Annotated in this window: 22 protein-coding genes; 17 read left to right on the top strand and 5 right to left on the bottom strand. The window is 41.2% G+C overall.

Going from position 1 to position 25,241, the window contains the following annotated elements; genetic code table 11:
- Positions 1-202 precede the first annotated feature (202 nt).
- The 3 genes from AZI87_RS13160 to AZI87_RS13150 all read left to right on the top strand — a co-directional run bounded on the left by AZI87_RS13160 (position 203) and on the right by AZI87_RS13150 (position 4,388).
- Positions 203-1,684, top strand: a complete 1,482-nt coding sequence (locus AZI87_RS13160; protein WP_253696812.1) for an LTA synthase family protein — start codon at positions 203-205, stop codon at positions 1,682-1,684.
- Between the two features lie 261 nt (positions 1,685-1,945).
- Entirely contained in the window at positions 1,946-3,391 is a 1,446-nt protein-coding gene (locus AZI87_RS13155; RefSeq protein WP_155722571.1) for a hypothetical protein, read from the top strand.
- 139 nt (positions 3,392-3,530) lie between these two features.
- A complete protein-coding gene (locus tag AZI87_RS13150; protein ID WP_063208027.1) occupies positions 3,531-4,388 on the top strand; it encodes an FkbM family methyltransferase in 858 nt (285 codons plus the stop codon).
- Here AZI87_RS13150 and AZI87_RS13145 read toward each other — a convergent pair.
- From AZI87_RS13145 to AZI87_RS13130, 4 genes are all read right to left on the bottom strand, one after another.
- Positions 4,385-5,122, bottom strand: coding sequence for an SDR family oxidoreductase (locus tag AZI87_RS13145; RefSeq protein WP_063208024.1), 738 nt, complete (start codon positions 5,120-5,122; stop codon positions 4,385-4,387). The genes AZI87_RS13150 and AZI87_RS13145 overlap by 4 nt on opposite strands.
- Positions 5,119-6,366: an FAD-binding oxidoreductase gene (locus tag AZI87_RS13140; RefSeq protein ID WP_216635268.1), complete on the bottom strand. Its 1,248-nt coding sequence runs from the start codon at positions 6,364-6,366 to the stop codon at positions 5,119-5,121. Before AZI87_RS13140 ends, AZI87_RS13145 begins: the two co-directional genes overlap by 4 nt.
- A gap of 56 nt (positions 6,367-6,422) precedes the next feature.
- Complete coding sequence (locus AZI87_RS13135; RefSeq protein WP_063208018.1) at positions 6,423-7,838, bottom strand: UbiA family prenyltransferase; 1,416 nt, start codon at positions 7,836-7,838, stop codon at positions 6,423-6,425.
- Between the two features lie 90 nt (positions 7,839-7,928).
- Positions 7,929-9,257 carry an O-antigen ligase family protein gene (locus tag AZI87_RS13130; RefSeq protein ID WP_063208015.1) on the bottom strand — a complete coding sequence of 443 codons (1,329 nt, stop codon included), beginning with the start codon at positions 9,255-9,257 and terminating at the stop codon, positions 7,929-7,931.
- A gap of 837 nt (positions 9,258-10,094) precedes the next feature.
- Between AZI87_RS13130 and AZI87_RS13125 the strand changes: the two genes are divergently transcribed.
- The 14 genes from AZI87_RS13125 to AZI87_RS13060 all read left to right on the top strand — a co-directional run bounded on the left by AZI87_RS13125 (position 10,095) and on the right by AZI87_RS13060 (position 23,979).
- On the top strand, positions 10,095-11,078 hold the full coding sequence (locus AZI87_RS13125) for an NAD-dependent 4,6-dehydratase LegB (protein WP_081112226.1): 984 nt from the start codon (positions 10,095-10,097) through the stop codon (positions 11,076-11,078).
- Entirely contained in the window at positions 11,071-12,213 is a 1,143-nt protein-coding gene (locus AZI87_RS13120; protein WP_063208012.1) for a LegC family aminotransferase, read from the top strand. Before AZI87_RS13125 ends, AZI87_RS13120 begins: the two co-directional genes overlap by 8 nt.
- The gene (locus AZI87_RS13115; protein ID WP_063208009.1) at positions 12,210-12,800 is read left to right on the top strand and encodes an acetyltransferase; all 591 of its coding nucleotides are present in this window, start codon (positions 12,210-12,212) and stop codon (positions 12,798-12,800) included. Before AZI87_RS13120 ends, AZI87_RS13115 begins: the two co-directional genes overlap by 4 nt.
- Positions 12,793-13,800 (top strand): N-acetylneuraminate synthase, encoded by a 1,008-nt coding sequence (gene neuB / locus AZI87_RS13110; protein ID WP_063208006.1) that lies wholly within the window; start codon positions 12,793-12,795, stop codon positions 13,798-13,800. The genes AZI87_RS13115 and neuB overlap by 8 nt, the downstream gene beginning before the upstream one ends.
- Positions 13,793-14,959, top strand: a complete 1,167-nt coding sequence (neuC, locus tag AZI87_RS13105) for a UDP-N-acetylglucosamine 2-epimerase (protein ID WP_063208003.1) — start codon at positions 13,793-13,795, stop codon at positions 14,957-14,959. The genes neuB and neuC overlap by 8 nt, the downstream gene beginning before the upstream one ends.
- Before the next feature lie 17 nt (positions 14,960-14,976).
- Positions 14,977-16,029: a nucleotidyltransferase family protein gene (locus AZI87_RS13100; RefSeq protein ID WP_063208000.1), complete on the top strand. Its 1,053-nt coding sequence runs from the start codon at positions 14,977-14,979 to the stop codon at positions 16,027-16,029.
- Positions 16,022-16,948, top strand: a complete 927-nt coding sequence (locus AZI87_RS13095) for a Gfo/Idh/MocA family protein (protein WP_063207996.1) — start codon at positions 16,022-16,024, stop codon at positions 16,946-16,948. Before AZI87_RS13100 ends, AZI87_RS13095 begins: the two co-directional genes overlap by 8 nt.
- Positions 16,945-17,646, top strand: a complete 702-nt coding sequence (locus AZI87_RS13090) for an acylneuraminate cytidylyltransferase family protein (protein WP_063207993.1) — start codon at positions 16,945-16,947, stop codon at positions 17,644-17,646. The genes AZI87_RS13095 and AZI87_RS13090 overlap by 4 nt, the downstream gene beginning before the upstream one ends.
- Positions 17,633-18,388 carry an oxidoreductase gene (locus AZI87_RS13085; RefSeq protein ID WP_063207990.1) on the top strand — a complete coding sequence of 252 codons (756 nt, stop codon included), beginning with the start codon at positions 17,633-17,635 and terminating at the stop codon, positions 18,386-18,388. The genes AZI87_RS13090 and AZI87_RS13085 overlap by 14 nt, the downstream gene beginning before the upstream one ends.
- Before the next feature lie 33 nt (positions 18,389-18,421).
- On the top strand, positions 18,422-19,282 hold the full coding sequence (hisF, locus tag AZI87_RS13080; RefSeq protein ID WP_063207987.1) for an imidazole glycerol phosphate synthase subunit HisF: 861 nt from the start codon (positions 18,422-18,424) through the stop codon (positions 19,280-19,282).
- Positions 19,279-19,905 carry an imidazole glycerol phosphate synthase subunit HisH gene (gene hisH / locus AZI87_RS13075; protein ID WP_063207984.1) on the top strand — a complete coding sequence of 209 codons (627 nt, stop codon included), beginning with the start codon at positions 19,279-19,281 and terminating at the stop codon, positions 19,903-19,905. The genes hisF and hisH overlap by 4 nt, the downstream gene beginning before the upstream one ends.
- A 7-nt stretch (positions 19,906-19,912) precedes the next feature.
- Positions 19,913-21,127 carry an N-acetyl sugar amidotransferase gene (locus AZI87_RS13070; RefSeq protein ID WP_063207981.1) on the top strand — a complete coding sequence of 405 codons (1,215 nt, stop codon included), beginning with the start codon at positions 19,913-19,915 and terminating at the stop codon, positions 21,125-21,127.
- 612 nt (positions 21,128-21,739) lie between these two features.
- Complete coding sequence (locus AZI87_RS18155; protein ID WP_155722570.1) at positions 21,740-22,627, top strand: hypothetical protein; 888 nt, start codon at positions 21,740-21,742, stop codon at positions 22,625-22,627.
- Positions 22,628-22,629: 2 nt separating this feature from the next.
- On the top strand, positions 22,630-23,979 hold the full coding sequence (locus tag AZI87_RS13060) for a hypothetical protein (RefSeq protein WP_063207976.1): 1,350 nt from the start codon (positions 22,630-22,632) through the stop codon (positions 23,977-23,979).
- A 55-nt stretch (positions 23,980-24,034) separates the two neighbouring features.
- Here AZI87_RS13060 and AZI87_RS13055 read toward each other — a convergent pair whose 3' ends face one another.
- The gene (locus tag AZI87_RS13055) at positions 24,035-24,937 is read right to left on the bottom strand and encodes a hypothetical protein (protein ID WP_063207974.1); all 903 of its coding nucleotides are present in this window, start codon (positions 24,935-24,937) and stop codon (positions 24,035-24,037) included.
- Between the last annotated feature and the right edge of the window lie 304 nt (positions 24,938-25,241).

Genomic DNA, 25,241 nt, shown 5'->3' with positions numbered 1-25,241 from the left:
ACTGAAGGGCTTCGTTATGGAAATGAGATGGCATTGTAAATATCAGTCCCCCTTAGGGTTAGTACTTCTTAGTATCTTAAGCTTGTCTTTACAGGGGATAGTGTTCGGATATATTTTACCATCCAAATTAATTCTTCCATGGCTACTTTACTTTTCCTTTTTGATAGTTTTGCGACCTTACTATTCGGCTATAACTGTCTTTTTGATCGAATCAATTCTGTTAAGAGTTCACATAATGAAAATGTCGCACACGAATACGGCCTTTGAGGCTTCGGATATTTTTGCTTGGAAGCAGGCTTTTTTTTTGAAAGGTTACACGGATTTTCTGATTCCCGCTCTTGGAATTGGGCTGGTATTTTGTTTTGTTAAAGGATTTGCACTGCGAAAGCGTCAATTGGCCTTCTTACCGGCCGTGTTGCTTGTGACAACGTCATGTGTACAGGAACGTAATCCCACACAAAGTACGAGCAACCCGATCAGCTTTCTTTTTTCTCTCGCCAAGGTTCATTACGTCGATTGGAATTTTGCAACAAACATCAAAGAAAATGGCATCTTAAATCATGTGTTTTTAACCCTTCCGATGGGGCAGATTCCAGCTAAAGGACCTGCTCGGTTAGGTGAAAGACAGATAGCAGTTTCGCCACATGCTCCTTTAAAGCCTGATGTTTTTTTGATTTTGTGTGAATCGTGCTATACGAGTTCTTCGTCGAAGTTTGTAACTCCAATGGCTGAATTAGAAAAAGAGGGCTTCGAACGATCCACAATGATTTCCCCGGTATATGGTGGAATGACAGCGGAGGCAGAGTTTGAAGTTTTGACTGGTCTTCCAAGTCAAAGATATAAAGGGATTGATTTTCAGTACTTTGCAGAAAGTTACTCACATGAAGCCATGGGGCTTCCACGAGTATTCGTAAAAAATGGATACTCATCTTTTTCTGCTCATAACAACAAAGGTTTCTTTTGGCGCAGGGATTTAGTTCACCCTAAATTTGGTTTTCAGAAGTCTATTTTCTTAGAAGAGATGAACTGGCCGGATTTATCGGTGACCCCTGAAGACGACATTTTGTTCGAAAGTGCACTGAAACAGTATAAATCTAATCTTGATGGGAAAAAGAACACATTCGCATTTCTTATTACTATTCATACGCATGGCCCCTACAAAGAGGTGGAGGATGATGGGGGAGAGGGCGATTACAAGGCTAAGTTAGAAAAATCTTTAAAAGAGTTTTTAAGATTTCAAAAACAAGTTTATGAATTGGCGCAAAAGAACAGTCGGCCAGTCATATTTGTAATTTTCGGTGATCATAAGCCTGCCATGACGATCTCATTTTACAAAAAGCATGTTTTTAGTGACGACTTCTTCTCATCCAAGGGAGAAAGAAATGACGGATTCAGATTTTCCTCGTTGAGCGAATCACAGCGCATGATTTACGGAAGAGTCCCTGTGTTCATCAAGTCCTTAAACGTTAAAAACGGCGAACTCGCGAAGGAAATCGCAAGGACTTCCCATGATAAGCCGCTGTACTGTTTACCGAGCGTTTTAACAAAATTTATCAATGTACATCATGAGTATTACCGCTTTTTGGACACTGTTTGTAAACGTCCGTCGGTCGAGCTGGTAGACAAGGCCGTCATAGATTCAGTATTTTCCGAAGAAGCGTACGGGAATTTATTATTCGATTAATTGCAGCTCCCAAGGTGCTTAAGGAGTGGGCAATTTCTTTTGTGAGGCTCTGCAGCAATACTTCAGGCTACAATTCAGGAAGATGACGATGGATCCCAATTCTGGGAGGATGAAGTGCCTCCAATATTAGGCGATTACATTTTAGAGAAAGCTTTCCAATAGCGTGGAGTTATTTTCATGATCTCATCACTCCTTATCAATTTTTTATTGTTTGTGATCGTCGGCTATTATTTCAAAAAATTTCATGTCGTCTCTAGGACGTTGGATTTTCTATTGAAGGGGGCTCTGCTTATAGGGTGCGGATGGTTGCTCCTAACGAGCTTAGGCTATTTGTTCACGCCATTGATCTTCGACCATGCGGAAGCAAATATTGCATCTGTGGGAGCCCTTTATGGAAAGGGGCTTGAGATCTACACAGAATTAAGTGCGCCATCGAGATATTCTTTGTTATACGGTCCTTGGCCGTATTTGGTCGTGGCTTTTTTTCAATCGCTTATCAGTAATATGATTTTAGCGGCGAAGTTGCCGGGTGTGATCAACCTATTCTTGTTAGTAGGCTGCACTTATATTTTAAGCACGAAGATCAAAGGCTCGGCTTTTCAGAAACTATTAAGTATTTGCGTTATTCCTCTTGCTCTCTTGGGATACTACAATTTCAGTTATTGGAATCGTCCTGATAGTTATATCATGGCTAATTTATTTTGTGCCTTCACGGTTGTGAGCTTCGCGCCTAGAATCAGTTTCTGGGGGACTTCTCTACTTGTAGGATTATTAGCTGGTTTGGCTGCTAATAGTAAACTTCATGCATGCCTTTATTTTGTTCCCGTCGCAGTTTATTTTTTTGAAACTTATAGATTCCGACGATATTGGACCAAAATTCTGTTGGCGGCGATTGCATTTCTTTGTGCGCTCGTGATGCCCTTTCTATTACCTAACATTGGAGCTGAGAATTATTTGTTGTGGCTTCAAATGGCATCAAAACATGGATTGGTACTTGAAATTTTCTTAAAGAATATTAGCTTTGTTGCGAGCTTTTTATTATTTTTGTATTTTTCGCGTTTTAACGAAAAATTTAAGCTCTCGTTTATCGCTTTGTGTGTCGTATCGTTCTTGGTCGCCGTCGTTGCAAGTAAGCCGGGAGCGGGTCAGCATCATTTTTTACCCTTTGTTCCGTTAATATTGTGGTTGGCCATCCAACAATATTTTTCAATGGATTCTTTGGGGCGTTCAAGATTTCATCTTTTCGCTGCTGCGTTTTTGTTAACGCTAGCTATTAACGGCGTTAACAGACAAAAACAAATTGCTAAATTTCTTGCACAAACATCCGTGCGAGAAAGAGAGTTCTCGGATCTTTTGAACCTAGCGACGTCTTTACCAGGTAATGTTGAACTAGGTTTCGCGGGAAACAAAACCTATGAATCCACTTTTTATAAATCCGCGTTAATTGGTCGTAATAAGGGAATGCTTCTAGACGGCGCCGCTCTGATGGACATGGCAGCGTCAGGTATAAGTATTCCGGATTCTACGATAGCGGAAATAAAGTCTTGTCGCTCCTATTTTGTTTTTCCGAAAGGGGAAGAGCCTTGGAGCATCTTGAGCTTTTATACTGAAAAGCCGTTGTTTGATGATCAATTTAAAAGTGCGTTTAAATCGGCATACGTTTTCGAACGAAATACTGAATTTTTTGCCGTTTATAAATGCAGATGAAATCACTAAGAACTCAGAATGCCAGCGCCAAAACAGAATCATTGCATGGCGTCACCCAAATTCCGGCAGTCATTTTGTAGACTTGTGAAAGTTTGGCAGTGTATGTTTTTCATTTGAGAAAACCCTGAAAGATTTACGCATGATTTTAGAGCCCGTTCGTAATTTTCTCTTACTTCAATTCAACAAGCCACGCTGGATTAAGCGGTCGTTTGGAATTAAGTCAAAGGGGATTGCGTACGTAAAATATCAGGGCAAGAAATTTTATCTTTTCTTGGGCGATCTGTACGGGCCCTCATACCATTTAATGCACTGGGGTGTTTCCAGTTACGAGCCTTACAATCAAAAGTTTATTAAAAAAGTTTTAGGGCAAGAGGGTGTTTTTCTTGATATCGGTGCGAATATTGGAATTTTCTCTATCGTAGCCTCAATGCAAAGTTCGGAAATAAAAGCTTACGCGTTCGATCCAGATGAAAATGCTAGGGAATGTCTTACTGCCAGCGTGGTGAGCAACAGAATATCTAATATTGAAATTTTGCCATATGCGGTTTCTGGTGACGTTGGCAGTGGCGTACTTTATCTGGACTCCGAGAATCATGGGGGTAATTCACTCAATCAGGAGAGTATTCCTGGTGGGCAGACAGGGCTAGAGCAAGTGAATGTTCAACTTACAACTGTGGATAGGTTTGTATCTGATCGCGGTCTAAAGCAAGTAGATCTAATTAAGATTGACGTTCAAGAGCATGAATTCGATGTCCTTAAGGGGGCGACGAAGAGTCTGCGTAAGTACAGACCCGTAGTTCTTGTGGAGTGCAATACCGTTAATATCGGTGGAGACCGAGATATTTTTAAGAACTTCGAGGGGCTTGACTATATGGTTTTTGATCCTATCGAAGAAAAATCATATTCCTTAGATAGCGCCAGAGAAGCCTTGAGAGAGAAATCTGGAACAAACAAGTACTTTGATCTATTCTTTTTCCCTGTTGAAAAGGCCCCTTAAAGTTTAAGGCGCTTAAAAATTGTCTCTGGAATGTTATTAATGATGAACATGATCAAACGCCAGATAGGAGTTAAATAGACGGTGTTCTTCTTTTTTTCTATCGCCGTCACTATTCCCTTAGCTACAGCAGGTGCTTTCCCGAACAAAGGCGTTTTTTTGTGATCTTTCGTCATCGGGGTGTCTACAGGGCCAAGCTTGATATTGAGTACGTGCACCCCCGTAGGGTACAGACGATTTCTTAGGCCATCCGTAAATGCAGTCATGCCAGCTTTGGCAGAGCCATAGACATAGTTTGATTGCTTTCCTCTGTCACCGGCGACAGAGGAAATGACAGCGATAGTGCCGAAGGTCTGTCGCGCCATTTTCTGTGCAATATAGGTTAATAAAGAGGCGTGAGAAATAAAATTGCTAGTTAAAATATTTAACATTTCATCTTGATCAATTTCGGCTTTTCTAGGATCTCCCAAAACACCGTGAGCTAAGAATACGATATCTATATTGATATGTTCACTCCAAATTTCTTCTATTTTTGAAGCATGTACTGAAAGGTCATTTAGATCATGGCTTACGACAGAAATTTTTGAGCTTCCTCTGACTTTAAGATCTTGAGCAATAATTTGAAGCATCTGGGGGTTGCGGCCCCAAAGAATCAGCTCTTCTTTCTCCGTCGCGTACAATTTAGCTACTTCTTGCGCTATCGCTGAAGTGGCACCGATGACTAGGATTTTTTTCATTTTACACGTCTCCAGAAGCTAGAGGAAAAATTCGGATCAATATACTTTTCAAATTCATTGATTCGGGGATAGAACTCCGCAAAACTTTCTTTGCTCATACGAGCGTCTTTCGCTGGATATACAGCACCTTTCACGGAACGAACGATCTGATCACACTGTTCGAGCGTTCTGTAAAGCGTTTCTCCATGATTTGGAAAATCAAGTGCAAGTGTTACGCCTTCTTTCGGGAAAGAGAGTAATCCTTCCGACGGAATGGAGCCAAATGTTTTTAAAACCGCCAAGAATGACCCCATTTGGCTTCTCTTAAGTAGATTGAAAATTTCTTTGAGAGCTGCACCCGCATCTTGTTTATATGGGATGACGAATTGGTATTGCAAGAAGCCCCTTTTTCCGTAAATTTTATTCCAGTTATAGATAGAATCCAACGGATAAAAAAACGGCTCGTAGTGAACAATATTCCTTTTGCGGGAAGTAAGATTTTTTCGATAATAAAGTTCGTTGAATGCGCGTATCGAAAAGCTATTTAAGATCCAATCGGGAAAAAACAGTGGAATGTTTTTAAATGTTTCTGTTTTGTGCACTGAAAGACTATTAGATTCAGCAGAGTCGGAATAATTTCCGCGAATAAAGATCCCACGCACGTCTTTGCTGTCAGTTACGCAGTCAACCCAAGATACAGTGAACTCAAATTCTTTCTCTGATTGTTCTGACAGTACGAAGAATTCACTCAAGGAATTGAATTGGATTTGTTCTTGGGTGATTGAAGAAGAAAGAATTTTCGTGAGTCGAAACTCAGCCCAGGTTATTAATCCCGTCAAACCCAACCCGCCAATCGTAGCGAAAAAGAAATCACTATGACTGCTACGTGAGCAAACTATTCTTTCACCTGTTGAACGAATCAGTTCAAACGATAAAACATGATGCCCGAAATTCCCTGCGCGATGATGGTTCTTTCCATGAACATCGTTGGCGATAGCTCCGCCAACAGTCACAAACTTTGTGCCTGGAGTGACGGGGAGAAACCATCCACGAGGGACAGCAAACTGAAGAATTTCATCGAAACTTATTCCGGCCTCACAGCGGAGTATGCCTGTATTTTCATCGAAGGAGATAAAGTGGGTTAATTGATTGGATAGCAATAAAGTACCGTCTTCATTTAAGCATGAATCCCCGTAAGAGCGACCTAGCCCCCGAGGTAGGCTGGAGGAACCAAATGAAGGAATCTGTGCATTTCGGCTTGGCACAGTGTAAACACTTTGATTTTTTATAACGGGGTAAAAACCCCAGCTCGGATAATCCATTACAAAGCTGTCCCGAATACAAGACCTAGTATTGCCAAACAAATCCAACTAATTTTGTCTTTAACGGCAAAGACAACAGGATCGTCGTGGATCTCATCGCGATTGGTCAATATCCAGATGCGAGAGATCCAGAATAACAGTACTGGCGTGGTGAACCAAAGATTTTGAGGAGTGCTATAAAGAGATCTAACATCGCTGCTTTGAAGGTAGAGCAAGACTATTAAAACTGATAAGAGCCCTGACCCAACTCCCAACCCCTGAACCATGGGATAGTCAATTTGTCGGTAGCCTCTTCCGTCCAGAGTGATCTTATTTTTACTGCGTATAATCTCCGTATACCGTTTCACGCAGGCGAGGCTGAAGAAAAACAAGGTTGAAAAACTTAACAGCCATTCTGAAACGGGAACGCTTGTTGCCGCTGACCCAGCAAAGATGCGCAGCGTGTACATCATAGATAGAATTAAGATATCTACAACGACACTTTGTTTAAGATAAAATGAGTAAGCGAGATTGAGTGTAAGATAAGTTATTATCCAACCAGAGTATTGAATCGGCAAATACGATGAAATTAAAGCAACTCCGAGTAAAAGGGAGGATAAGAGTAGAACTCCCCATTTTATCTTAAGATCGCCAGAAGCGAAGGGACGATATTTTTTAGTGTGGTGGTTTCTATCGGATTTTAGATCAAGAAGGTCATTCAAAACATAGACGAAAGAAGCAGCCAGACTAAATCCAGCGAAAGCCAATAAGCCTAGAAGTATAGTTTGATAATTTAAGAATTTATGTCCAGCCAAGGCAGGTAAAAAAACTAAGATGTTTTTTATCCACTGATGCGGCCGAATCTGCTTGGCAAGCAACTTCCAAGTGGGTTTTGTTTCGTCTTTGAGAATGGTTGTTGGCTTATTTAACTTTGCAATCTGATGCTGTAAAGCCTTTGAAGGATTTACAGCAACGACTTCTGTCGATTCGCGCCAGATGGCTAGATCAGCGAAAGCATCGCCCACGTACGAAAACGGTGTTGAGCCTATGGAGCTTTTAATCGCATTCAACTTCTGTAGACCCTTTAGGTTTGTGTTTGCGTCACTTCCAATAACGTGGCTAAAAAGGTCTAAGCGTTGAGAGATCTCGTTTACCCAAACATAGGGACTAGCCGAGGCGAGTATCAAGTCACACTTATTTAGATCGCGTTGTTCCTTCAAATAAGTGACAACGTCATTTCTAAGGGGAACGAGGTGTGGAGTCTGCGGAACGTGCTGTGCAAGTTTCGTCTTAAAGTGCGCCTTGCCATAAATGAGCCAGAATGGGCTTGCCAAAAATACCAGAGGCTTTGATTTAAGCAGTACAAGCCATTGTTCGTATAGCAAGTCTGTTTTTAAGAGGCAGTCGTCCAGATCACACACAATGAAATGTTTCATTGTGGCAATTTATTTATTTATAAGGACTTGAGCAAGATTAAATTGTGCATGGCAAGCAATGGTGCGGTGACACAACATCTTCAGAGTCCCTTACCTTGTGACAGCGGGTTTTCTATATAGTTTTTTAATATTTATATTTATAGTAGTTTTGGTCTCAGTAGCGATCCAAATTAAAATAGCCCAGGAGATAACCAGCCAATTGCGGGCGACGTGAATTTCGAAGTTATTATCTGCGAAACCTGCAATCAAAAAAGCTGGCTGTATAGTGATTGCCCCAAGTAGAAGTCCTCTTTTTACCGGCTCATTCAAGCCGACCAACCGAAATGATTTTAAGCCAAGTAAAAAGAAGAGTACGAAGTTACCTATGTACAGAACCGTTCCTATAAGGCCAGTCCCTGCTAGAAACGATAGAATTTCATTGTGCGGATGTGTGTCAAATTCTGTTGTAACATTCTGCTCCTCGTACTTTTTAAGGTACGTCATGATATCCCGTTTATTGTTCATATAGCCAACTCCAAAAATGGGGTTGTCACGGAAAATTTTTAGAGAAGTTCTCCACAGAGTAAGTCTAATCGTGTCGCCCTTATTTGTTGAGAGAGTTTGGACAATGCGCCCCCTGGTTCCTCCTGCGTCCGAGATAAATAACGTTCCGAAAATTACACACGAAGCTAAAAATATTCTCAGGGCAGTCCTCTTGTTTACGAGGAAGCACATAATAGGCATTGCCAGTATTACTGATATCCATATTGTCCGGGTAAATGTCAAAAATAGGGATAAGAGTAGAGTTAGGGCTGTAAAACCTAAGATAAGAGCCAAGCGCCTCTGGTTTGATTGAATGTGCGTGACCAACAGACCTAATACCAAAAGAAATACTAAAAAATAAGAATGCGCTAAAAAATTTATATTTGTAAATGTCCCTTGGAGCCGATTTGGGTAGCCAAAAAAATTAGGGTTTTCTGGTACCAAAAAATAATGTGCAATTATGGCGGACACGGAAATCGAAGTGATGATAGCAAAGGCCGGAACAAAAAATTTTTCTGGACGCCACAAAGAAAGTACGCGAGCAAATAATGGCAAAGCTGGAATCCAAAGAAACTCTAACAAATATCCAAAACTTTTTACATGAATTGGAGGGTTTAATAGAATCGTTAAAAATATCCAAAAGTAAAAAAAATATACCCATTTATAGAACCCCGTATGATAGCTAAGGGTGTTCCATGACCAAGGTGTTGCTTTAGCCAGCGTCACAATAATAATGAATATAATAATAAGGTCGAACGAATACTCGCCTAGGTTTCTAGAGAACAAACTTACAACAAGACAAAGAGTGAATAGTATCGTTGCTAGGGTAGATACCAGATTGTGTTTTGTTTCATGCATAGTAAAATAAAAACCGTCATTTGATAGTTGTAGTAGCATTACACAGTGATAGTACTCTTAATTATAAGTCAATGCTTAGCGTTGGTTTTCTAAAGATGTGATGACGCGCGGCGATCTTTCTTATGGTCCTTATTTAGCTTGATGTATAAACCTACAAATCGAACGCGACCAGATTCATTATAAGAAGTTGCTTACTCGACACTTAATTAAGTGAAAAAAATCTTAACACTAGCTGAATACTATTTTTTTATGTTCTAGAAAAGTTAAGGCAAGAGCAGTTAGTTGTAAACTCGAGTATGCGTGATATTGTCTCGGCATTGAGTGGATCGAGTCGTTTGATCTTTCAATAGAAAATTTATTGTTCATTTGCTAATGGATGCATTCAGGCTTTGTAAGCATGTTCAACCAGTTGTTTGGAAGATGTGTTCTGTTCATTAGTTTAAACCAAAAGCGCTGGGTCGCGAGCGTCGTGATTGAGTCGGACGCAGGGTAAATGTAGATAGATCTTAAAAGATTTCGCAACCATCAGTGAGGGAGTGTTGTTGCTCAAAATTAGAGACTTTAGGTGAATGCAGAATTCAATATGACATAACAAAGAACTTTACCATGTCGAAAAAATGATGTGGGGTACACACTCTCTCAGGAATGAGTCGATTTTACACCGAGGTTTGTTATCGGTATTACGCATTAATTGGGTTTTGAGAAGGTGGTGTGTTCAGCATTTTTAATGCGACGCCCAACAGCCTCTTTATATACAATTGCGAACTAAGCTGCAGAGTTTTTTGTACGTCAGAATATTGCTTTAAGTCATTTAATCCTTTGAATAGACTCAAGAATTCCTCAGAGATAAGATTTGCGGCTCAGCGAGGTGTTGTTTTGTCAAAAAAGGTTCTTGTTACGGGTGCTGATGGTTTTATTGGTTCTCATTTAACTGAAATGTTGGTGGCCGAAGGATATGATGTACGTGCATTGGCACAATACAACTCTTTTAATTCCTGGGGTTGGTTAGATTCTTCGCCCATAAAGCAAGACATCGAAGTTGTGACGGGAGACGTTCGTGATCCTTTTTTCTGCAAAGAGATTTCGAAGAATGTAGATGTTGTTTTTCATCTAGCCGCTCTTATTGCAATTCCCTTTTCTTACATCGCTCCACAAAGTTATGTTGAAACTAATGTCACTGGTACTTTGAATATGTGTAAAGCGGCTATGGATGCAGGGGTTTCGCGTATTATTCACACATCAACAAGTGAAGTGTACGGGACAGCTCAGTATGTTCCTATCGATGAAAAACATCCCTTGCAGCCTCAATCCCCTTATAGTGCATCCAAGATAGCGGCAGATGCCATGGCTATGAGTTTCTTTAACTCCTTCAATCTTCCGCTAACAATTGCACGTCCCTTCAATACGTATGGCCCTCGTCAGTCTGCACGCGCAGTGATTCCTACTATTATTTCTCAGATTGCGTCTGGGAAAAAAGAAATCAATTTGGGCGATATGACGCCAACACGCGACTTTAACTATGTTTCAGATACCTGCCGCGGTTTCTTGGCATTGGCGAAGTCTCAGGCGACTGTTGGCAAGACTGTCAACATTGGATCGAATTTTGAAATTTCCATCAAAGACACCCTTGAGTTGATCAAAAAAATTATGCAGTCGGATGTTAAGATTATTCATGATGCCGAACGCGTTCGTCCCAAGAATTCCGAGGTTCATCGTCTCTGGTGCGACAATACGCAAATTCATTCAATGACTGGTTTTAAGCCTGAAGTTTCAATTGAAGAAGGGCTTCGCAGAACAATTGAGTGGTTCACCGACAAGCAGAATCTGGCGAAGTATAAGGCAGATATTTATAATGTTTAATGACGTTATTAGTTTTATTCAGGATTTATATAAGGGTGAAAAGTTTATTCCCCTGCATGCTCCGATCTTTTCTGGTAATGAAAAAAAATACGTCAATGAAGCTATTGACTCGACATTTGTTTCTTCAGTAGGCGCATTTGTAGATCGTTTTGAAGTTGAATTCGCAAAGTACGTCGGAGCAAAAAAAGCAGTCGTGACGGGGAATGGAACTTCGGCTCTACATGCGGCTCTGCACCTTTTAGGTGTTTCTCACGGGGATGAAGTTCTGACTCAAGCCCTGACTTTTGTGGCGACACCGAATGCTATTTCTTATTGTGGAGCTCATCCTGTTTTTCTCGACAGCGACGCCGAAACTCTAGGGCTGTCAGTGATATCTCTGCATAGGTTTCTAGAATCTCATGCGGAAGTCAGAGCAGGTGTTTGCTATAATAAGAAGACAGGGCGTCGGATTATGGCTTGTCTACCCATGCACGTCTTTGGTCATCCCGTAAAAATTGAAGACATTGTAAAGATCTGCGATTCCTATAACGTTCCCGTTATCGAAGATGCTGCCGAGTCTCTCGGGAGTTTTTATAACGGGGTTCATACAGGTCTTTTTGGTAAAATCGGAGTTTTCAGTTTTAATGGAAACAAAATTATAACCTCCGGTGGCGGCGGGATGTTGGTTACAAATGATGAGGCCCTGGGGAAGAGAGCCAAGCATTTAACGACAACGGCAAAGGTTCCACACGCGTGGGAATTTTTCCATGACGAGATCGGTTTCAACTATCGTATGCCTAACTTGAACGCGGCACTGATTGTCGGTCAGTTAGAGCAGCTTCCATTTTTTGTGGAAAACAAAAGAGCGACGGCTGAGATGTATAGGCAGTTTTTCGAGAAAAAAGGCATTCAATTTTTTGTCGAACCTGAGAAGGCAAAATCCAATTATTGGCTGAACGCTATTCTTTTAAGCGACCGAAAAGAAAGAGATGCCTTTTTGCATGAGACAAATCGTCAAGGTGTGATGACCAGACCGGTTTGGAATCTTATGCCGGACCTACCCATGTATAAATCTGCATACAGTGAAGATTTGACCGTCGCTCGATCGCTGGCTGATCGGATCGTTAATATTCCAAGCAGTGTGAGGCATTCGTGAAAGATCTCTATCTCATAGGGGCGGGAGGCCATTGTGCTTCCTGTATCGACGTTATTCGAGCGACTGGTGTCTTTAACATTCGCGGTATCTTTGATCTGGCCGAGAAGGTAGGATCTACGTTGAATGGCGTTCCCATAATTGGAACGGACGCGGATTTGCCCAAGTATATCAATAAAGAAACATTTTTTTTAATAACGGTGGGGCAGATTAAAACGCCGCAGTTGCGTAAAAAGATTTTTCAACAACTTGTGAATCTTGGTGCCCAACTTGCAACTGTGATTTCGCCGCGAGCTTATGTTTCCGCATCAGCTTCAATCGGTGAGGGAACTATTGTTCTTCATGACGCCCTCGTGAATGCGAACGCGATCATAGGCGTTAATTGTATCGTCAATACAAAGTCCTTGATTGAACACGATTCGGTTGTTGGCAGTCACTGTCATGTTTCAACAGCAGCCGTAATTAATGGCGGTTGCAACGTTCAAGAAGGAAGCTTTATCGGCAGTAATGCCGTTCTTAAAGAAGGGCTCAAAGTTGCAGCGAACTCTGTATTAAGCGCAGGAGTATTCCATAAGGTGAGTTATGAATAATGAAACTCTCATCATAGCGGAAGCTGGTGTCAATCATAACGGAGACCTGGCGACTGCATTAAAACTTGTTGATGTCGCAGTCGATGCGGGTGCGGATATTGTTAAGTTTCAGACTTTCAAAGCCAAGAATCTCGTTACCGAATCTGCTGTGATGGCTGAATATCAGAAGCGAAATCTCGGCGAAGAGCAATCACAGTTAAACATGCTCAAAAAACTGGAGCTGAGCTACGACGATCACTATGTTCTTATTGAACATTGTCGAAAAAGAAATATTCGTTTTTTGTCTACGGCATTTGATTTTGAAAGTCTGGCATTTCTCGAAACTCTGAACATGGGGCAATGGAAAGTTCCTAGCGGAGAAATAACCAACCTTCCTTATCTTGAGATTATCGGACGAAGAGGTGAACCTGTTATTGTCTCTACCGGAATGGCAGATTTTGATGAAGTTCAAGCTGCGATCAAAGTTCTCACAGGCGTGGGACTTCCGTTGGAGAAAATCACAGTTCTGCACTGTAATACGGACTATCCTACGCAAATGTCTGACGTGAACTTGCGTGCGATGAAGACTTTGGGCGAAAGGCTGAACGTTTCTTTTGGTTATTCGGATCATACCATGGGAATAGAAGTTCCTATAGCCGCGACAGCTCTTGGAGCAAAAGTAATTGAAAAACATTTTACATTAGATCGTAACGCTGCAGGCCCCGATCACAAAGCCTCCTTAGAGCCTGCTGAGCTGAAAGCTATGGTTGAAGCCATTCGCAATATCAACCAAGCGCTAGGCCGAAGCGAAAAAAGACCCACGGACAGCGAATTGAAGAATCGAGCTGTCGCTCGAAAGTCTTTAGTCGCAAAAAAAGCCATTAAGGCGGGAGAAGTCTTTACCTCTGAAAATCTAACAACACGTAGACCGGGCTCAGGTGTATCACCTATGCGCTGGTATGAGTTCATTGGGCAAAAGTCTTCGCGCGATTACCAGGAGAATGAACTTATCCATGACTAAGATCTGCGTATTTACTAGTACTAGAGCGGATTACGGAATTCTGACGCCGTTAATTGAGCGCTTGGAGAAAGAGAGCGGATTCGAATTGCGTCTTTTTGTAACGGGAACGCATTTACTGGAAGAACACGGTCAGACGGTTCAGGAAATCATATCTCAGGGGTTTAAGCCTTATTATCAAATTAAAATCGATATGAATGATTCTTCAGAGGTTTCACATCTCGGTATTATGGGGAACTCGTTAGTACGATTTGCGAAGGCTTTGGCCCAGGATAAGCCTGATGTCGCCGTGATTTTGGGAGACAGATACGAAGCATTGTCTTTCGCTATTGCTTGTAACGGTTTGGGAATTCCTCTCGTCCATTTGCACGGCGGAGAAGTGACCGAAGGAGCATTAGATGAGGCTTACCGTCACTGTATCACGAAGCTTTCTTATATCCATTTTGTGGCATCTTCAAGATATCGCGAGCGTGTTCTTTCATTAGGGGAAGCTCCAGATAGGGTGCACGATGTTGGCGCGTTGGGTGTGGATAATATCAAAAAGATTCCGTTACTTTCCAAAGAAGAGCTCGAGGCAAGTCTCGGAATTACGCTTCAGGAGCGAGTTATTGCAGTTACCTATCATCCCGAGACATTGAACCCGGAAAAAGACCGTGAACAGGTGGCGGCTCTCTTAACGGTGCTGGATGAAAAAATTAAAGAAGGTAACACAACAGTTGTTTTTACGCGCGCTAATGCAGATCACGGTAACGAAGAAATTCACAAAGCAATTGACTCTTTTGTAAGTCACCATCCAAAAACGACGGCCTATGTTTATTCTTTGGGAATGAAGCGCTATTTATCTTTGTTAAATCTTGCCTCTGTTGTCGCGGGAAATTCCTCGAGCGGTATTATCGAAGCACCGGCCTTGGGTACTCCAACAGTCAACATTGGAGACAGGCAAAAAGGTCGCGAGATGGCTGCGTCGGTTTTTAATGTTGATGGGAAAAGTAATGAAATTGCCAAAGCTATGGATGCTGCATTGAAGTTTAAACAAGAAAATGGAGCACGATCATTTTCTGTCTACGGAAGTGGGAATGCCGCTGACAAGATGATGAACATTCTTCAGCGGATCGAATTTAAATCTTTCCCGAAAAAAATGTTCTTTGACTATAAAATTTAAGGATACTTGGGGTTTATATGAAGGCTACATCCGATATTTTCGTTTCGCCACAAGACACTCTTCGTCGCGCCATGGAGATTATTGATAAAAACTCTCTGCAGATCTGCTTTGTTGTAGATAGAGATGGTCGGTTGGTTGGCGCTTTAACGGATGGCGATATCCGCCGTGCTTTGTTGAAGTCCGCGCAAATGGATCAACAAATCGAGACATTTATGAACCGCACGCCTAAATCGATCGGTGAAGGTGTACCGAAAAATGAAGTTCTCGCAAAGATGCGTCAGTGGAATATTCGTCATCTGCCTGTCTTGGATAACAACGGCCGCATCGTGCGTATCGAAGGTTCAGATGAGCTTTTAGGTCTTATTAAGCGCAACAATAAAGTGATTCTAATGGTCGGCGGCTTTGGAAAACGTTTAAGCCCTTTGACGGACAATATGCCAAAGCCTTTACTAAGAGTCGGCGGACGTCCTATTTTAGAGACTATTGTTCGACGCTTTAGCGAGCTGGGCTTCCATAAGTTTGTTTTTGTCGTGAACTATCGTGCTGAAATGATTCAAGAGCATTTCCGGGATGGCGAAAAGTGGGGAGTCTCTATCGAGTATCTTCACGAAGACACTCCTCTGGGGACGTGCGGCGGGCTTTCGATGTTGAAAAATAAACCACAAGAGCCTTTCTTTGTTATGAATGGCGATATCTTAACGCGAGCTAATTTTGCCGAAATGTTGGATGCACACGTTTCTACGGGGGCGGCCGCGACAATGGCAGTGCGTGAGCACTATGTGGAAATTCCGTACGGCGTTGTGAAGGTTGACGGCGATAAGATTCTTTCTATTGAAGAGAAACCCAAAGAGCTGACTTTCGTAAATGCGGGTATTTACATTCTTTCTCCAGAAGCGTTGACTCACGTTCCGCAGGGGCAGTTCTTTGATATGCCAAGTCTCTTTACCGTACTAAAGAAAGAGGACAATCTGGTCCGTTGCTTCAAGCTGAAAGATTATTGGGTTGATATAGGACGTCTTGAGGATTTCCATCGCGCGCAGGCGGATTTCGAGGGTTATTTCGGTGGCTAGCACTTCCGCGGAAAAGGTTCTGATTGTTGGGTACGGAAGTATCGGCAAACGTCATCTCGGGGCGTTTGAAGCTGCAGGCGCTGAAGTAGCCGTAGTTACCCAACAAGACGTAACTCATCAAAAAATTTATCGAGATGTTTCGTCGGCAGTTGTTGAGTATAATCCGGGTATTGTTGTCGTCGCGAATAGCACGGATAAGCATCTCGCAGCGTTGGAAAACTTAAAGCTAGCGGGATTCAAGGGTATCGTCTTGGTTGAAAAACCTTTAGCGGACAAAGTCATTTCTTTTAAACACTCGTTTGCCGGACTTTATGTCGCTTATAATTTGAGACGGAGCCCTCTGTTGACCCGCTTGAAAGAGGAGTTGAAGAACCGTGAAGTTGTAACCGCTCATGTCTATTGCGGGCAGTATCTTCCGGGTTGGCGGCCTCAACGTGATTATCGTGAAGTCTACTCTGCAAAAAAAGACCAAGGTGGAGGCGTCTTACGCGATCTTAGTCATGAGCTTGATTATACCCAGTGGCTTTTTGGGAATTTCGAATATCTAGCGGCTCAAGGTGGACACTTCAGCAATCTTGAGATTGATTCAGATGATGTATTCACTCTTTTAGGAAAAACTCAAAAGAGTCCCCATGTCGTTGTGAGCATTAATTATTTAGATCGTGTCGCTCGAAGAACAATTCTCGTTCACTGTCAGGATGCAACTTTATTTGTCGATATGGTTGCAGGACGTCTGATGATTAATTCTGAAGTCGTGCTGGACAATTTAAAAGTTGCCGACACTTACTTAGAGCAAGCGCGGTCTCTTATTGAAGGAAGAACTCAATCTTTAAGTTCTTTTGATGATGGGATGTCTGTACTGAAGCTTATTGAAGCCGCAGAACATTCGTCTCAAGAAAGAAAGTTTATAAATTTATGAAACGTTTATGTTCAATTTGTGCCCGTGGCGGGTCAAAAGGTGTCGTAGGAAAAAACTTGCGCGAGGTGGATGGAAAACCCCTCTTGGCCTACTCCATCGAACAGGCGCAAAAGTCAGGGCTGTTTGATGCCATTGCGTTTAGTTCAGACTCGGATGATATTTTAAATGCAGCACGTGATGCCGGGGTAAAATATCTTATTAAACGTCCTGCAGAGCTTGCGACTGATACCGCAGCTAAGATTCCCGTGATCCGTCATTGTGCTGAAGAAGCGGAAAAGATGAGCGGTATTAGGTTTGATACATTTGTAGATTTAGACTGCACTTCGCCACTTCGGGATGTGCAGGACATTATTAATGCCGTCGAGATGCTTGAGGCGGGAGGATGTGACAATGTTATCACCGGCATGCCTGCACGCCGGTCTCCTTATTTTAACTTAGTTGAGTTGAAAGACGGCTTTGTTGAGTTGTCCAAAAAATTGGATCTCCCTGTAGTACGGAGGCAGGATGCTCCTCAGTGTTACGATCTTAATGCGTCAATTTATGTTTGGAATAGAGAGTCCTTCTTTCACAGCCAATCCTTATTTACGGGTAAAACAAAAATCTATGTAATGCCGGAGGAGCGCTCTCTGGATATTGACACTCAATTTGATTTCGAAATTGTGACGTCGCTATTAAGGAAGAAAAATGAAGCTCGATAAAAAAGTAGTGGTCATAACAGGAGCGGCGGGGCTCTTGGGAAAAGTTTTTGCGAATGCCATTTCTCGAGAGGGCGGAATCGTCGTCGTTGCAGACATTAAAATTGAAAATGCCCAGGCTGCCTCTGAACAGATTCCTAACTCATATCCGATAAAAATGGATATCACTTCTGAAGAATCGGTCAGCTCCGTCATTGCCGAAGTCGCTCAGAAATTTGGCAAAATCCATGCTCTTGTGAATAATGCCTATCCTCGCAATAAGAATTATGGACGTCATTTCTTTGATGTGACCTATGAGGATTTTTGTGAAAACTTAAATTTGAATCTAGGGGGGTACTTCCTAACTTCCCAGCGTTTCCTTAAGTATTTCGAGGCTCAGGAGCATGGAAATATCGTTAATATCTCGTCAGTGTATGGTGTCGTGCCGCCGCGATTTGAAGTTTATGACGGTACAAAGATGACTATGCCTGTTGAATATGCAGCCATAAAGTCAGGTTTGATCCATCTTACTAAGTACATGGCGAAATATGTGAAAAACAAAGGCATTCGGGTTAACTGTATCAGTCCTGGTGGAATTCTTGATGCGCAGCCAGAACAGTTTTTGAATCAGTATCGTGAGTTTTGTCTAAATAAGGGCATGCTCCAGCCGTCTGATCTGGCCGGAACGTTAGTGTTTTTGCTTTCTTCCGACTCAGAATTCATAAATGGTCAAAATATTATTGTAGACGACGGATTTACGCTCTAAAAATAGAGACTTAGAAAATAGTGAAGGCGATTCATGGAAAAACAACGTTATATTAGACTTATTCCCCGACTGGATATCAAGGGGCCGAACTTAGTGAAGGGCATTCATTTAGAAGGCCTTCGAGTTCTCGGCGATCCGGATGTCTTCGCACGTCAATATTATGAGGCTGGCGCGGATGAGTTGTTTTACATGGACGTCGTTGCAAGTCTGTATGAGCGCAATAGTCTGACGGACATGGTCTCGCGAATTGCGAACGATGTTTTCATTCCTATTACGGTTGGCGGAGGGCTTCGCTCGCTTGACGATATTAAAAAAGTATTGGATAGCGGCGCTGATAAGATTTCTTTGAATACGGCGGCAATTCGTAATCCGAGTTTGGTTGAAAAAGCAGCTCATCGCTTTGGTTCCTCGACTATTGTGATTTCAGTCGAAGCCATTAAGCAGCCCGATGGCCGCTACTTAGCTTTCATTGACAACGGACGTGAAGATACCGGTGTTGAAGTGATGGAGTGGGTAAAGCGAGTTGAAAACCTCGGAGCTGGTGAGCTTGTTATCACATCCGTTGATAAGGAAGGTACCGGTGAAGGGTTCGATATCGATCTTATCAAATCCGTATGCTCGTTAGTGAAGGTCCCCGTCGTAGCACATGGGGGAGCAGGCAGCGTTGCGGACATTGTTCGTGTGGTAAAAGAAACCACAGCAAATGGTATCGCTGTGGGATCGATTTTTCATTATGACGTGGTTTCTAAACATAACACAGTCAACTCTGAGAAGGCTGAGGGAAATACGCGCTTCTTAAGTGAGAATCGCAGTTATGGGAAGATTAAACCAGTTTCCTTTAAGGAAGTTTCTGAAGCATTGAAGACAATGGGCGTGGTTTGTAGGGCGTTATGAAAAAAGTTGTTATTGTAGATTATGGATTGGGGAATATTTTTAGCATCACCCAAGCTTTGAAAGTAAATGGTTGTACTCCTATTGTTTCCAGCGACAAGAATGAAATCTTAAGCGCAGACGGAATTCTTCTTCCAGGTGTCGGTGCCTTTGGCGACGCAATGGCGAAATTGGTTGAGCTCAATTTAGTTGAAACTTTGCGCGAGCAAGCTAACAAAGGCGTTCCCTTTTTGGGCGTCTGTCTGGGATTGCAGCTTCTCTTTACAACAAGTGAAGAGTTTGGCAGCCATAAGGGCCTAGACTTGATTCCGGGTACAGTTCGTCGTTTCCCAAATAGCTACAAAGACATTTCTTTGAACGTGCCTTTTATTGGCTGGAATTTTCTTGAGAAGAAAAAGGAAGACGCTTTTTTAGAAGGACTTGAGAATAAGTCAAAAATGTTCTTGGTACACTCTTTTTACGTTGAACCGAAAGATGCAAGCTGCGTTCTTGGTACATGTAGTTATCAAGGATTTGCATATCCAACGATGGTAAGAAAGGGCAATATTTTTGGTGTTCAAGGGCATCCAGAAAAAAGCGGCCCGGATGGAATTAAGATTTACAAAAACTGGTTAAATATTTTGTGAGGTTAGAATGAGTGAGTTGGAAGTAAAGTACGGCCTTCCGCGTGAAGTGCACTACTGTAAAAAGTGTGTGATGTCGAATCAGAGACCGGCATCTACGCAAGAGTTTCGTCATACGATTGAAAGTAAAAAAGTTACTTTGAATATCGATGAGAATGGCGTGTGTGATGCTTGTCGCACAGCTGAAATGAAAAACAACATTGATTGGAAGAAACGTGAAGATGAGCTAATGGCTCTTCTTGATAAATATCGCCGTAATGACGGTCACTATGATTGTATCGTGCCTGGCAGCGGTGGAAAAGACAGTGCTTATCAAGCTCATATCTTGAAATACAAATACGGCATGAATCCACTTACAATCACTTGGCCGCCAATTCTTTACACGGACTATGGTTACAAGAATTGGAAAAACTGGCTCGACGTCGGTGGTTTTGACAATCTGACTTTCACGCGCAATGGCCGTGTGATGAAAACTTTGACGAGATTGTCGATCGAAAATCTTCTTCATCCGTTCCAAACGTTTATTTTGGGACAAAAGAATTTGGCTCCGAAAATTGCGGCTAAATATGATATCCCTCTAATTTTCTACGGTGAGAACGAAGCGGAATATGGAAATCCCATTGCGGACAATACGACTTCATTGCGTGACAAATCATATTTCAGCTTTTCAAACATCGATGATATCTATCTCGGCGGTGTTTCTGTTAAGGAACTGGAAGAAAAACACAATATTAAGAAGCGCGACTTGATGTCTTTCTTGCCAATTGAATCTTCAGAGCTTGCAAATAAGAAAATTGAAGTTCATTACCTAGGTTATTACCTAAAATGGACTCCTCAAGAAGTTTACTACTACGCAGTAGAAAACACAGGCTTTAAAGCTCGCCCGTTCCGTACACAAGGGACATACAGCAAGTACAATAGTATTGATGATAAGATTGATGATCTTCACTACTATACAACATATATCAAGTTTGGTTTGGGACGCGCTACTTACGATGCTTCTCAAGAGATTCGTAATAAGCATTTGACTCGTGACGAAGGTGTTGCACTGGTTAAAAAATTCGACGGTGAATTCCCTGACAAATACTTCAATGAAGTTATGGAATATATCGAAATGAAGCCAGAGCGTTTTCACGAATTGTGTGACCAATTCCGTTCTCCTCATCTATGGACAAAAGAGAGTGGTGATTGGAAGCTCAGATATCCTATTTGGGAGCAAGGTTAGTTGTTCGATTGGCACTCATGGATCTATTCATGAGTGCTTTGAATACATATATTCTGTTATCTCCAAGAGTCATTATAGTTGTTTGTCTTAAGCAAACTTTTATTTGATTGTAAAATAAGAATTCGCAAAGGAAGCAAGTACAACGACCTGAGGCTGGATTTAGTGGAAAATTCTCTCAATAATTTACGAAATAGAATGACTAGTTGGGAAGTGATTGTTTTTTCGATTGTAATCACCATCGCCAACAGCGGGGACGTTTTGTACCATGCTTCCAGAAAATTCGGCTCTGACCCATCGCTGATTTATCTGTCGTTATATATTTTTGTGTTCGCAATTTTTCTCTTCATGAAGAAAAAGGTGAAACTTACGCGCGCTTTTTTTGTTTCGGGAGGCCTTTTTCTTTTATATCTGGTCTTGCAATTGTTAAATGGATTTCGCCACGCTACATCTGAACTTAATCCCTACGTCGCTTTCATATGCTTCATAGCGATACCTTATTTTTGGATTATTCTACGATCTAAGGATTTTTACTTTACCTTGGCAACTCTCGTTAACGTGTATTTTCTTACTTTTGCCTTGTACGTATTTTGTGACATAGGAAGCATACTTTATATGGGTAAAAGTCAACATGTGCTCATGTCCAATGTATTGCCACTTCAAGCGTTACTTCTGATATGCATTGGTATTCATTTTCCTGACTTGAAAACTCTTCGTAGTATTGCCTTTAAATCATTTATTGGTTTCGCTTTTTATATTTTATTGTCTGTGAGTATTTTTACTGAAGACCAACGCCTTCAAGTTAAAGCAATAATTTTAGTTCCTGGTGTAGTCTTTGGATACTATATGTTAACTCGTGTTCGACCTTTGCTTATGGACAAGCTGTTTGCAGCCAAGGATAGATACTATTCAATCTCGTTGCCTGTCGGTTCATTAGCTGTATTGCTCTTGTTTGTCCCTTTAGCTTTATTAGTTGTTTTTAGGTATATCGATTTAGCGAGTGTCCTAAATCGAGGAACCTCGGGCGCATTACGTACAATTGTTGGTTCCACGCGTATTTCCGAGGTGCTTGGAACGGTTGAATCCACGGTGATCGGCTTTGGGCTGGGAAGCTCTTCTAAGATTGATCTATTTTATCTTCATAAAGGATTTCATCATTTAAAAAGTCATTCCGGGATCGTAAGTTTGGTTTACGAGCACGGCGTGATTGGTTTCATTTTGCTGTTTGGTTTATTCACATTTGCAGTTTTTTCCTGCGATAAAAAAGCAGAAGATGAGTTCTTTACGCAGGCCAATAAGGTTCAAATTTTTAATGCGGTCGCGCTCCTGTTTATCCTGTTTTTAAGTTGGACTTTTTTAAATGTCATATATCTCATTGCACTTCCAACATCCAATTACGTGGATCAAGCGCAGATATATACAGTCGTACTAATTGTATATTCGTTGAAACATTTGATAAAAATAAGCCCGCATAAAGAATTTATTGGGAAGGTGTCTACATAAGCATGAAAGATTTTTTAATTGTTTACGAAGTGAAGAAGCGAGAAATCGAGAATGCTTACCTATTAAAAGTTTTTCTCGAGCATTTAGGGTATAGTTGTGACATTGCAAACTTTTATGAGTCGCAATACTACAGTCTTTTTGGTAAGCAGAACTATAAAGTAATTATAGTTCCACAACTTTATCACACAGAGTATGTAGCCAGAGTTTTTTCACGCTTTGGTCCTGCAAATACGATTTTTAATCTTCAATGCGAACAAGTTCTTAGCGACGATTTCGAGGCAATTGATTTGCATACTCCAAAAGGGGAAGCGAGACTTGCCCACCATGTGTGTTGGGGAAAGAGAACTCATGAAAAACTTGCCAAATCTGGAATTTCCAAGGAGAAATTGCCCGTTCTTGGCGCGTTATCTGTCGACTTCATCAGAAAAGAAATCGCCTCTATACTTTGCCCAAGTCGGGAGGAAATCGCAGAGAAATTTAATCTTGATCCTGCGAAGAAGTGGTTGCTCTTTACTTCAAGCTTCACGTTTGCCGATATGCCCGAAGATCGTAGGAAGATGGATGAGCGCCTTCTTGGTATTGATTTGTCAGAAAGAATCGAGCTATTTACGAAATCAAGGCTTTTATTTCTTGAATGGCTCGATAAATACTTGCCTACAATTGATCACATTCTGATTTATCGACCTCATCCGGATGAATACAGCTTGCTTCCTCTTTATAAGCTACAGGAGAAATATCCGAACTTTAGAATCATCCCTGACTACAGTGTCAGAGTCTGGACATATCTCTGCGACTCGATTTTGAATTGGTATTCTACATCGTGTGTTGAGGCTTATTTCCTTAAAAAACCATATTTTGTTGTGAGGCCTCTTCCGATTCCTGCGGATATCGAGCTGACTCTCATGCGCAACATTAAAAAAATTGAAACGTTTGAAGATTTTAAGAAAACAGATTTTTTTGTGAATGATGAAGGTTTTCACGATAACGCTTGCATGGAATCTTTTTACTCTTTTGATGTAAATGAGGAAAGCGTCACAAAATACGTTCGGGAATTAAGTGCTGTTCATTCGAACAACACAAAAGTTGAATATACTTTGCCATGGAAACTCATGTTAAAAAGTAATATCAAAACCTATCTGGTTTTTGGACTTCATCAATTCTACGGCCTGTTCTTGAAAGGAATTCACAAGCCTAGCAGAAGCGGTCGTGGCTTTATATTTGGAACGTGGTTTAGAGCATTTTATTATAACATCGCAAATCCCGAAGACAGACGTGAAGCACTTGAAAAAGCCATGATCATTCGGCAGAGGGTGAAAACGGAAAACTCTCAAACAACATGTGCCGAAGTTTGAAAAACACTATCTTTTTGTGTTTTCACTAAATTTCATGCTTGTTCGCTTGCTAATGCTAATGACTATTCTTAGATGTTGATGCGAAGTTCATGACGGCTGATTTAAATTTAAAAAAACCTTCAGACGTAGGTTTCAAATGAAAGCCATCAGAAAAATCGCTAGCATGGGAAAGAGTAATTAAATTATTTGGAGTTTCATTATCTAAAATAGGGCCTAGTTGTGCCAAATAGTTCTTATAAAAATTGATTTCATCAAATAATTTTTTTTGATTAACCACGGATGTCCAAATACTCGGATGCATCGGGGGAGTTACAAAAACAAGATTTATGTTATTCTTTTTGCAGTACTCAGAGATGTTCTTCAAGCTTTCAAGAACAGTCATATTTATTTCATAATTATCGGCAACTACAGAGTTAATCGCATCAGCATATTTTCTATATGTTTCGTAAGATGCAACCGGATTTTCTGTGGCTTCAATTGGGAAAAGCGCGTCATTCAAGGTAAGCTTGAAGTACTCTAAATTGACTAGATATTTACCTGGATTTTCAGCAAGTTTAAGGCGTTCAAAAAACCTGTTGGTATTATAGTTCTTATTCATCGTATAAAAACTGATCGACATTATTACATTTTCAAGTTTTTGCTGTTTGGCCGCCCACCAAAACATTTCAATAGATTCAAGCATACTTGCTCCGCCGAACGCGAGATTAGAGTAGCTTTGGTCTTCCTTAAGATATGGTGCTGTGGCTTCATCAAAATGTGCCACTCTTGAGTCGCCAATAATGATATTCTTCTTCGGAGCTCTCATGTAATCACGAAACCGATAGATAATAATTCCTTTATAGCTGTGAAAATTCCTCCGGAAGCCCCAATAGTTATTGTAGTCATTTATAATGAATACTGAGTACAAGAAGCTAAATGGCAAAAACAAGATAAAAATCTTTTTAATAAACTTTGACATGTCTCTCCTAACGATTCTAGGTTTGAAATTTCTGTTCATACTGTTTTTTTAGTTAGAATATTGGTTGCATTAGTATTATTAGTTCATTTAAAAAATAAATGAAAGTTTATTATATGGACGTGGAAGAAGTACGAAATGATTTTTAATTCATTTGCTTATGCGATATTTTTGCCAACAGTATTCCTATTGTATTATGTACTGCCGCATAAGTTTCGAAATGTGATGTTATTAGGAGTTAGTTATTATTTTTATATGAGTTGGAACTATAAACTAATAGTTCTAATATTATCTACGACTGTCGTTT

Source organism: Bdellovibrio bacteriovorus, from assembly GCF_001592745.1.
Lineage (GTDB): Bacteria > Bdellovibrionota > Bdellovibrionia > Bdellovibrionales > Bdellovibrionaceae > Bdellovibrio > Bdellovibrio bacteriovorus_B.
The sequence above is the reverse complement of the archived record's forward strand: the minus strand, read 5'-3'. Positions and strand labels throughout refer to the sequence as shown.

Excerpts from the sequence above, each read along its gene's own strand:
- AZI87_RS13060 (WP_063207976.1), top strand. The coding sequence starts at position 22,630 with ATGAAAGATTTTTTAATTGTTTACGAAGTGAAGAAGCGAGAAATCGAG.
- hisH (WP_063207984.1), top strand. The coding sequence starts at position 19,279 with ATGAAAAAAGTTGTTATTGTAGATTATGGATTGGGGAATATTTTTAGC.
- AZI87_RS13150 (WP_063208027.1), top strand. The coding sequence starts at position 3,531 with ATGATTTTAGAGCCCGTTCGTAATTTTCTCTTACTTCAATTCAACAAG.
- AZI87_RS18155 (WP_155722570.1), top strand. The coding sequence starts at position 21,740 with ATGGGTAAAAGTCAACATGTGCTCATGTCCAATGTATTGCCACTTCAA.
- AZI87_RS13090 (WP_063207993.1), top strand. The coding sequence starts at position 16,945 with ATGAAACGTTTATGTTCAATTTGTGCCCGTGGCGGGTCAAAAGGTGTC.
- AZI87_RS13135 (WP_063208018.1), bottom strand. The coding sequence starts at position 7,838 with ATGAAACATTTCATTGTGTGTGATCTGGACGACTGCCTCTTAAAAACA.
- AZI87_RS13145 (WP_063208024.1), bottom strand. The coding sequence starts at position 5,122 with ATGAAAAAAATCCTAGTCATCGGTGCCACTTCAGCGATAGCGCAAGAA.
- AZI87_RS13120 (WP_063208012.1), top strand. The coding sequence starts at position 11,071 with ATGTTTAATGACGTTATTAGTTTTATTCAGGATTTATATAAGGGTGAA.
- AZI87_RS13085 (WP_063207990.1), top strand. The coding sequence starts at position 17,633 with ATGAAGCTCGATAAAAAAGTAGTGGTCATAACAGGAGCGGCGGGGCTC.
- AZI87_RS13070 (WP_063207981.1), top strand. The coding sequence starts at position 19,913 with ATGAGTGAGTTGGAAGTAAAGTACGGCCTTCCGCGTGAAGTGCACTAC.
- AZI87_RS13130 (WP_063208015.1), bottom strand. The coding sequence starts at position 9,257 with ATGCTACTACAACTATCAAATGACGGTTTTTATTTTACTATGCATGAA.
- AZI87_RS13100 (WP_063208000.1), top strand. The coding sequence starts at position 14,977 with ATGAAGGCTACATCCGATATTTTCGTTTCGCCACAAGACACTCTTCGT.
- neuC (WP_063208003.1), top strand. The coding sequence starts at position 13,793 with ATGACTAAGATCTGCGTATTTACTAGTACTAGAGCGGATTACGGAATT.
- hisF (WP_063207987.1), top strand. The coding sequence starts at position 18,422 with ATGGAAAAACAACGTTATATTAGACTTATTCCCCGACTGGATATCAAG.
- neuB (WP_063208006.1), top strand. The coding sequence starts at position 12,793 with ATGAATAATGAAACTCTCATCATAGCGGAAGCTGGTGTCAATCATAAC.
- AZI87_RS13055 (WP_063207974.1), bottom strand. The coding sequence starts at position 24,937 with ATGTCAAAGTTTATTAAAAAGATTTTTATCTTGTTTTTGCCATTTAGC.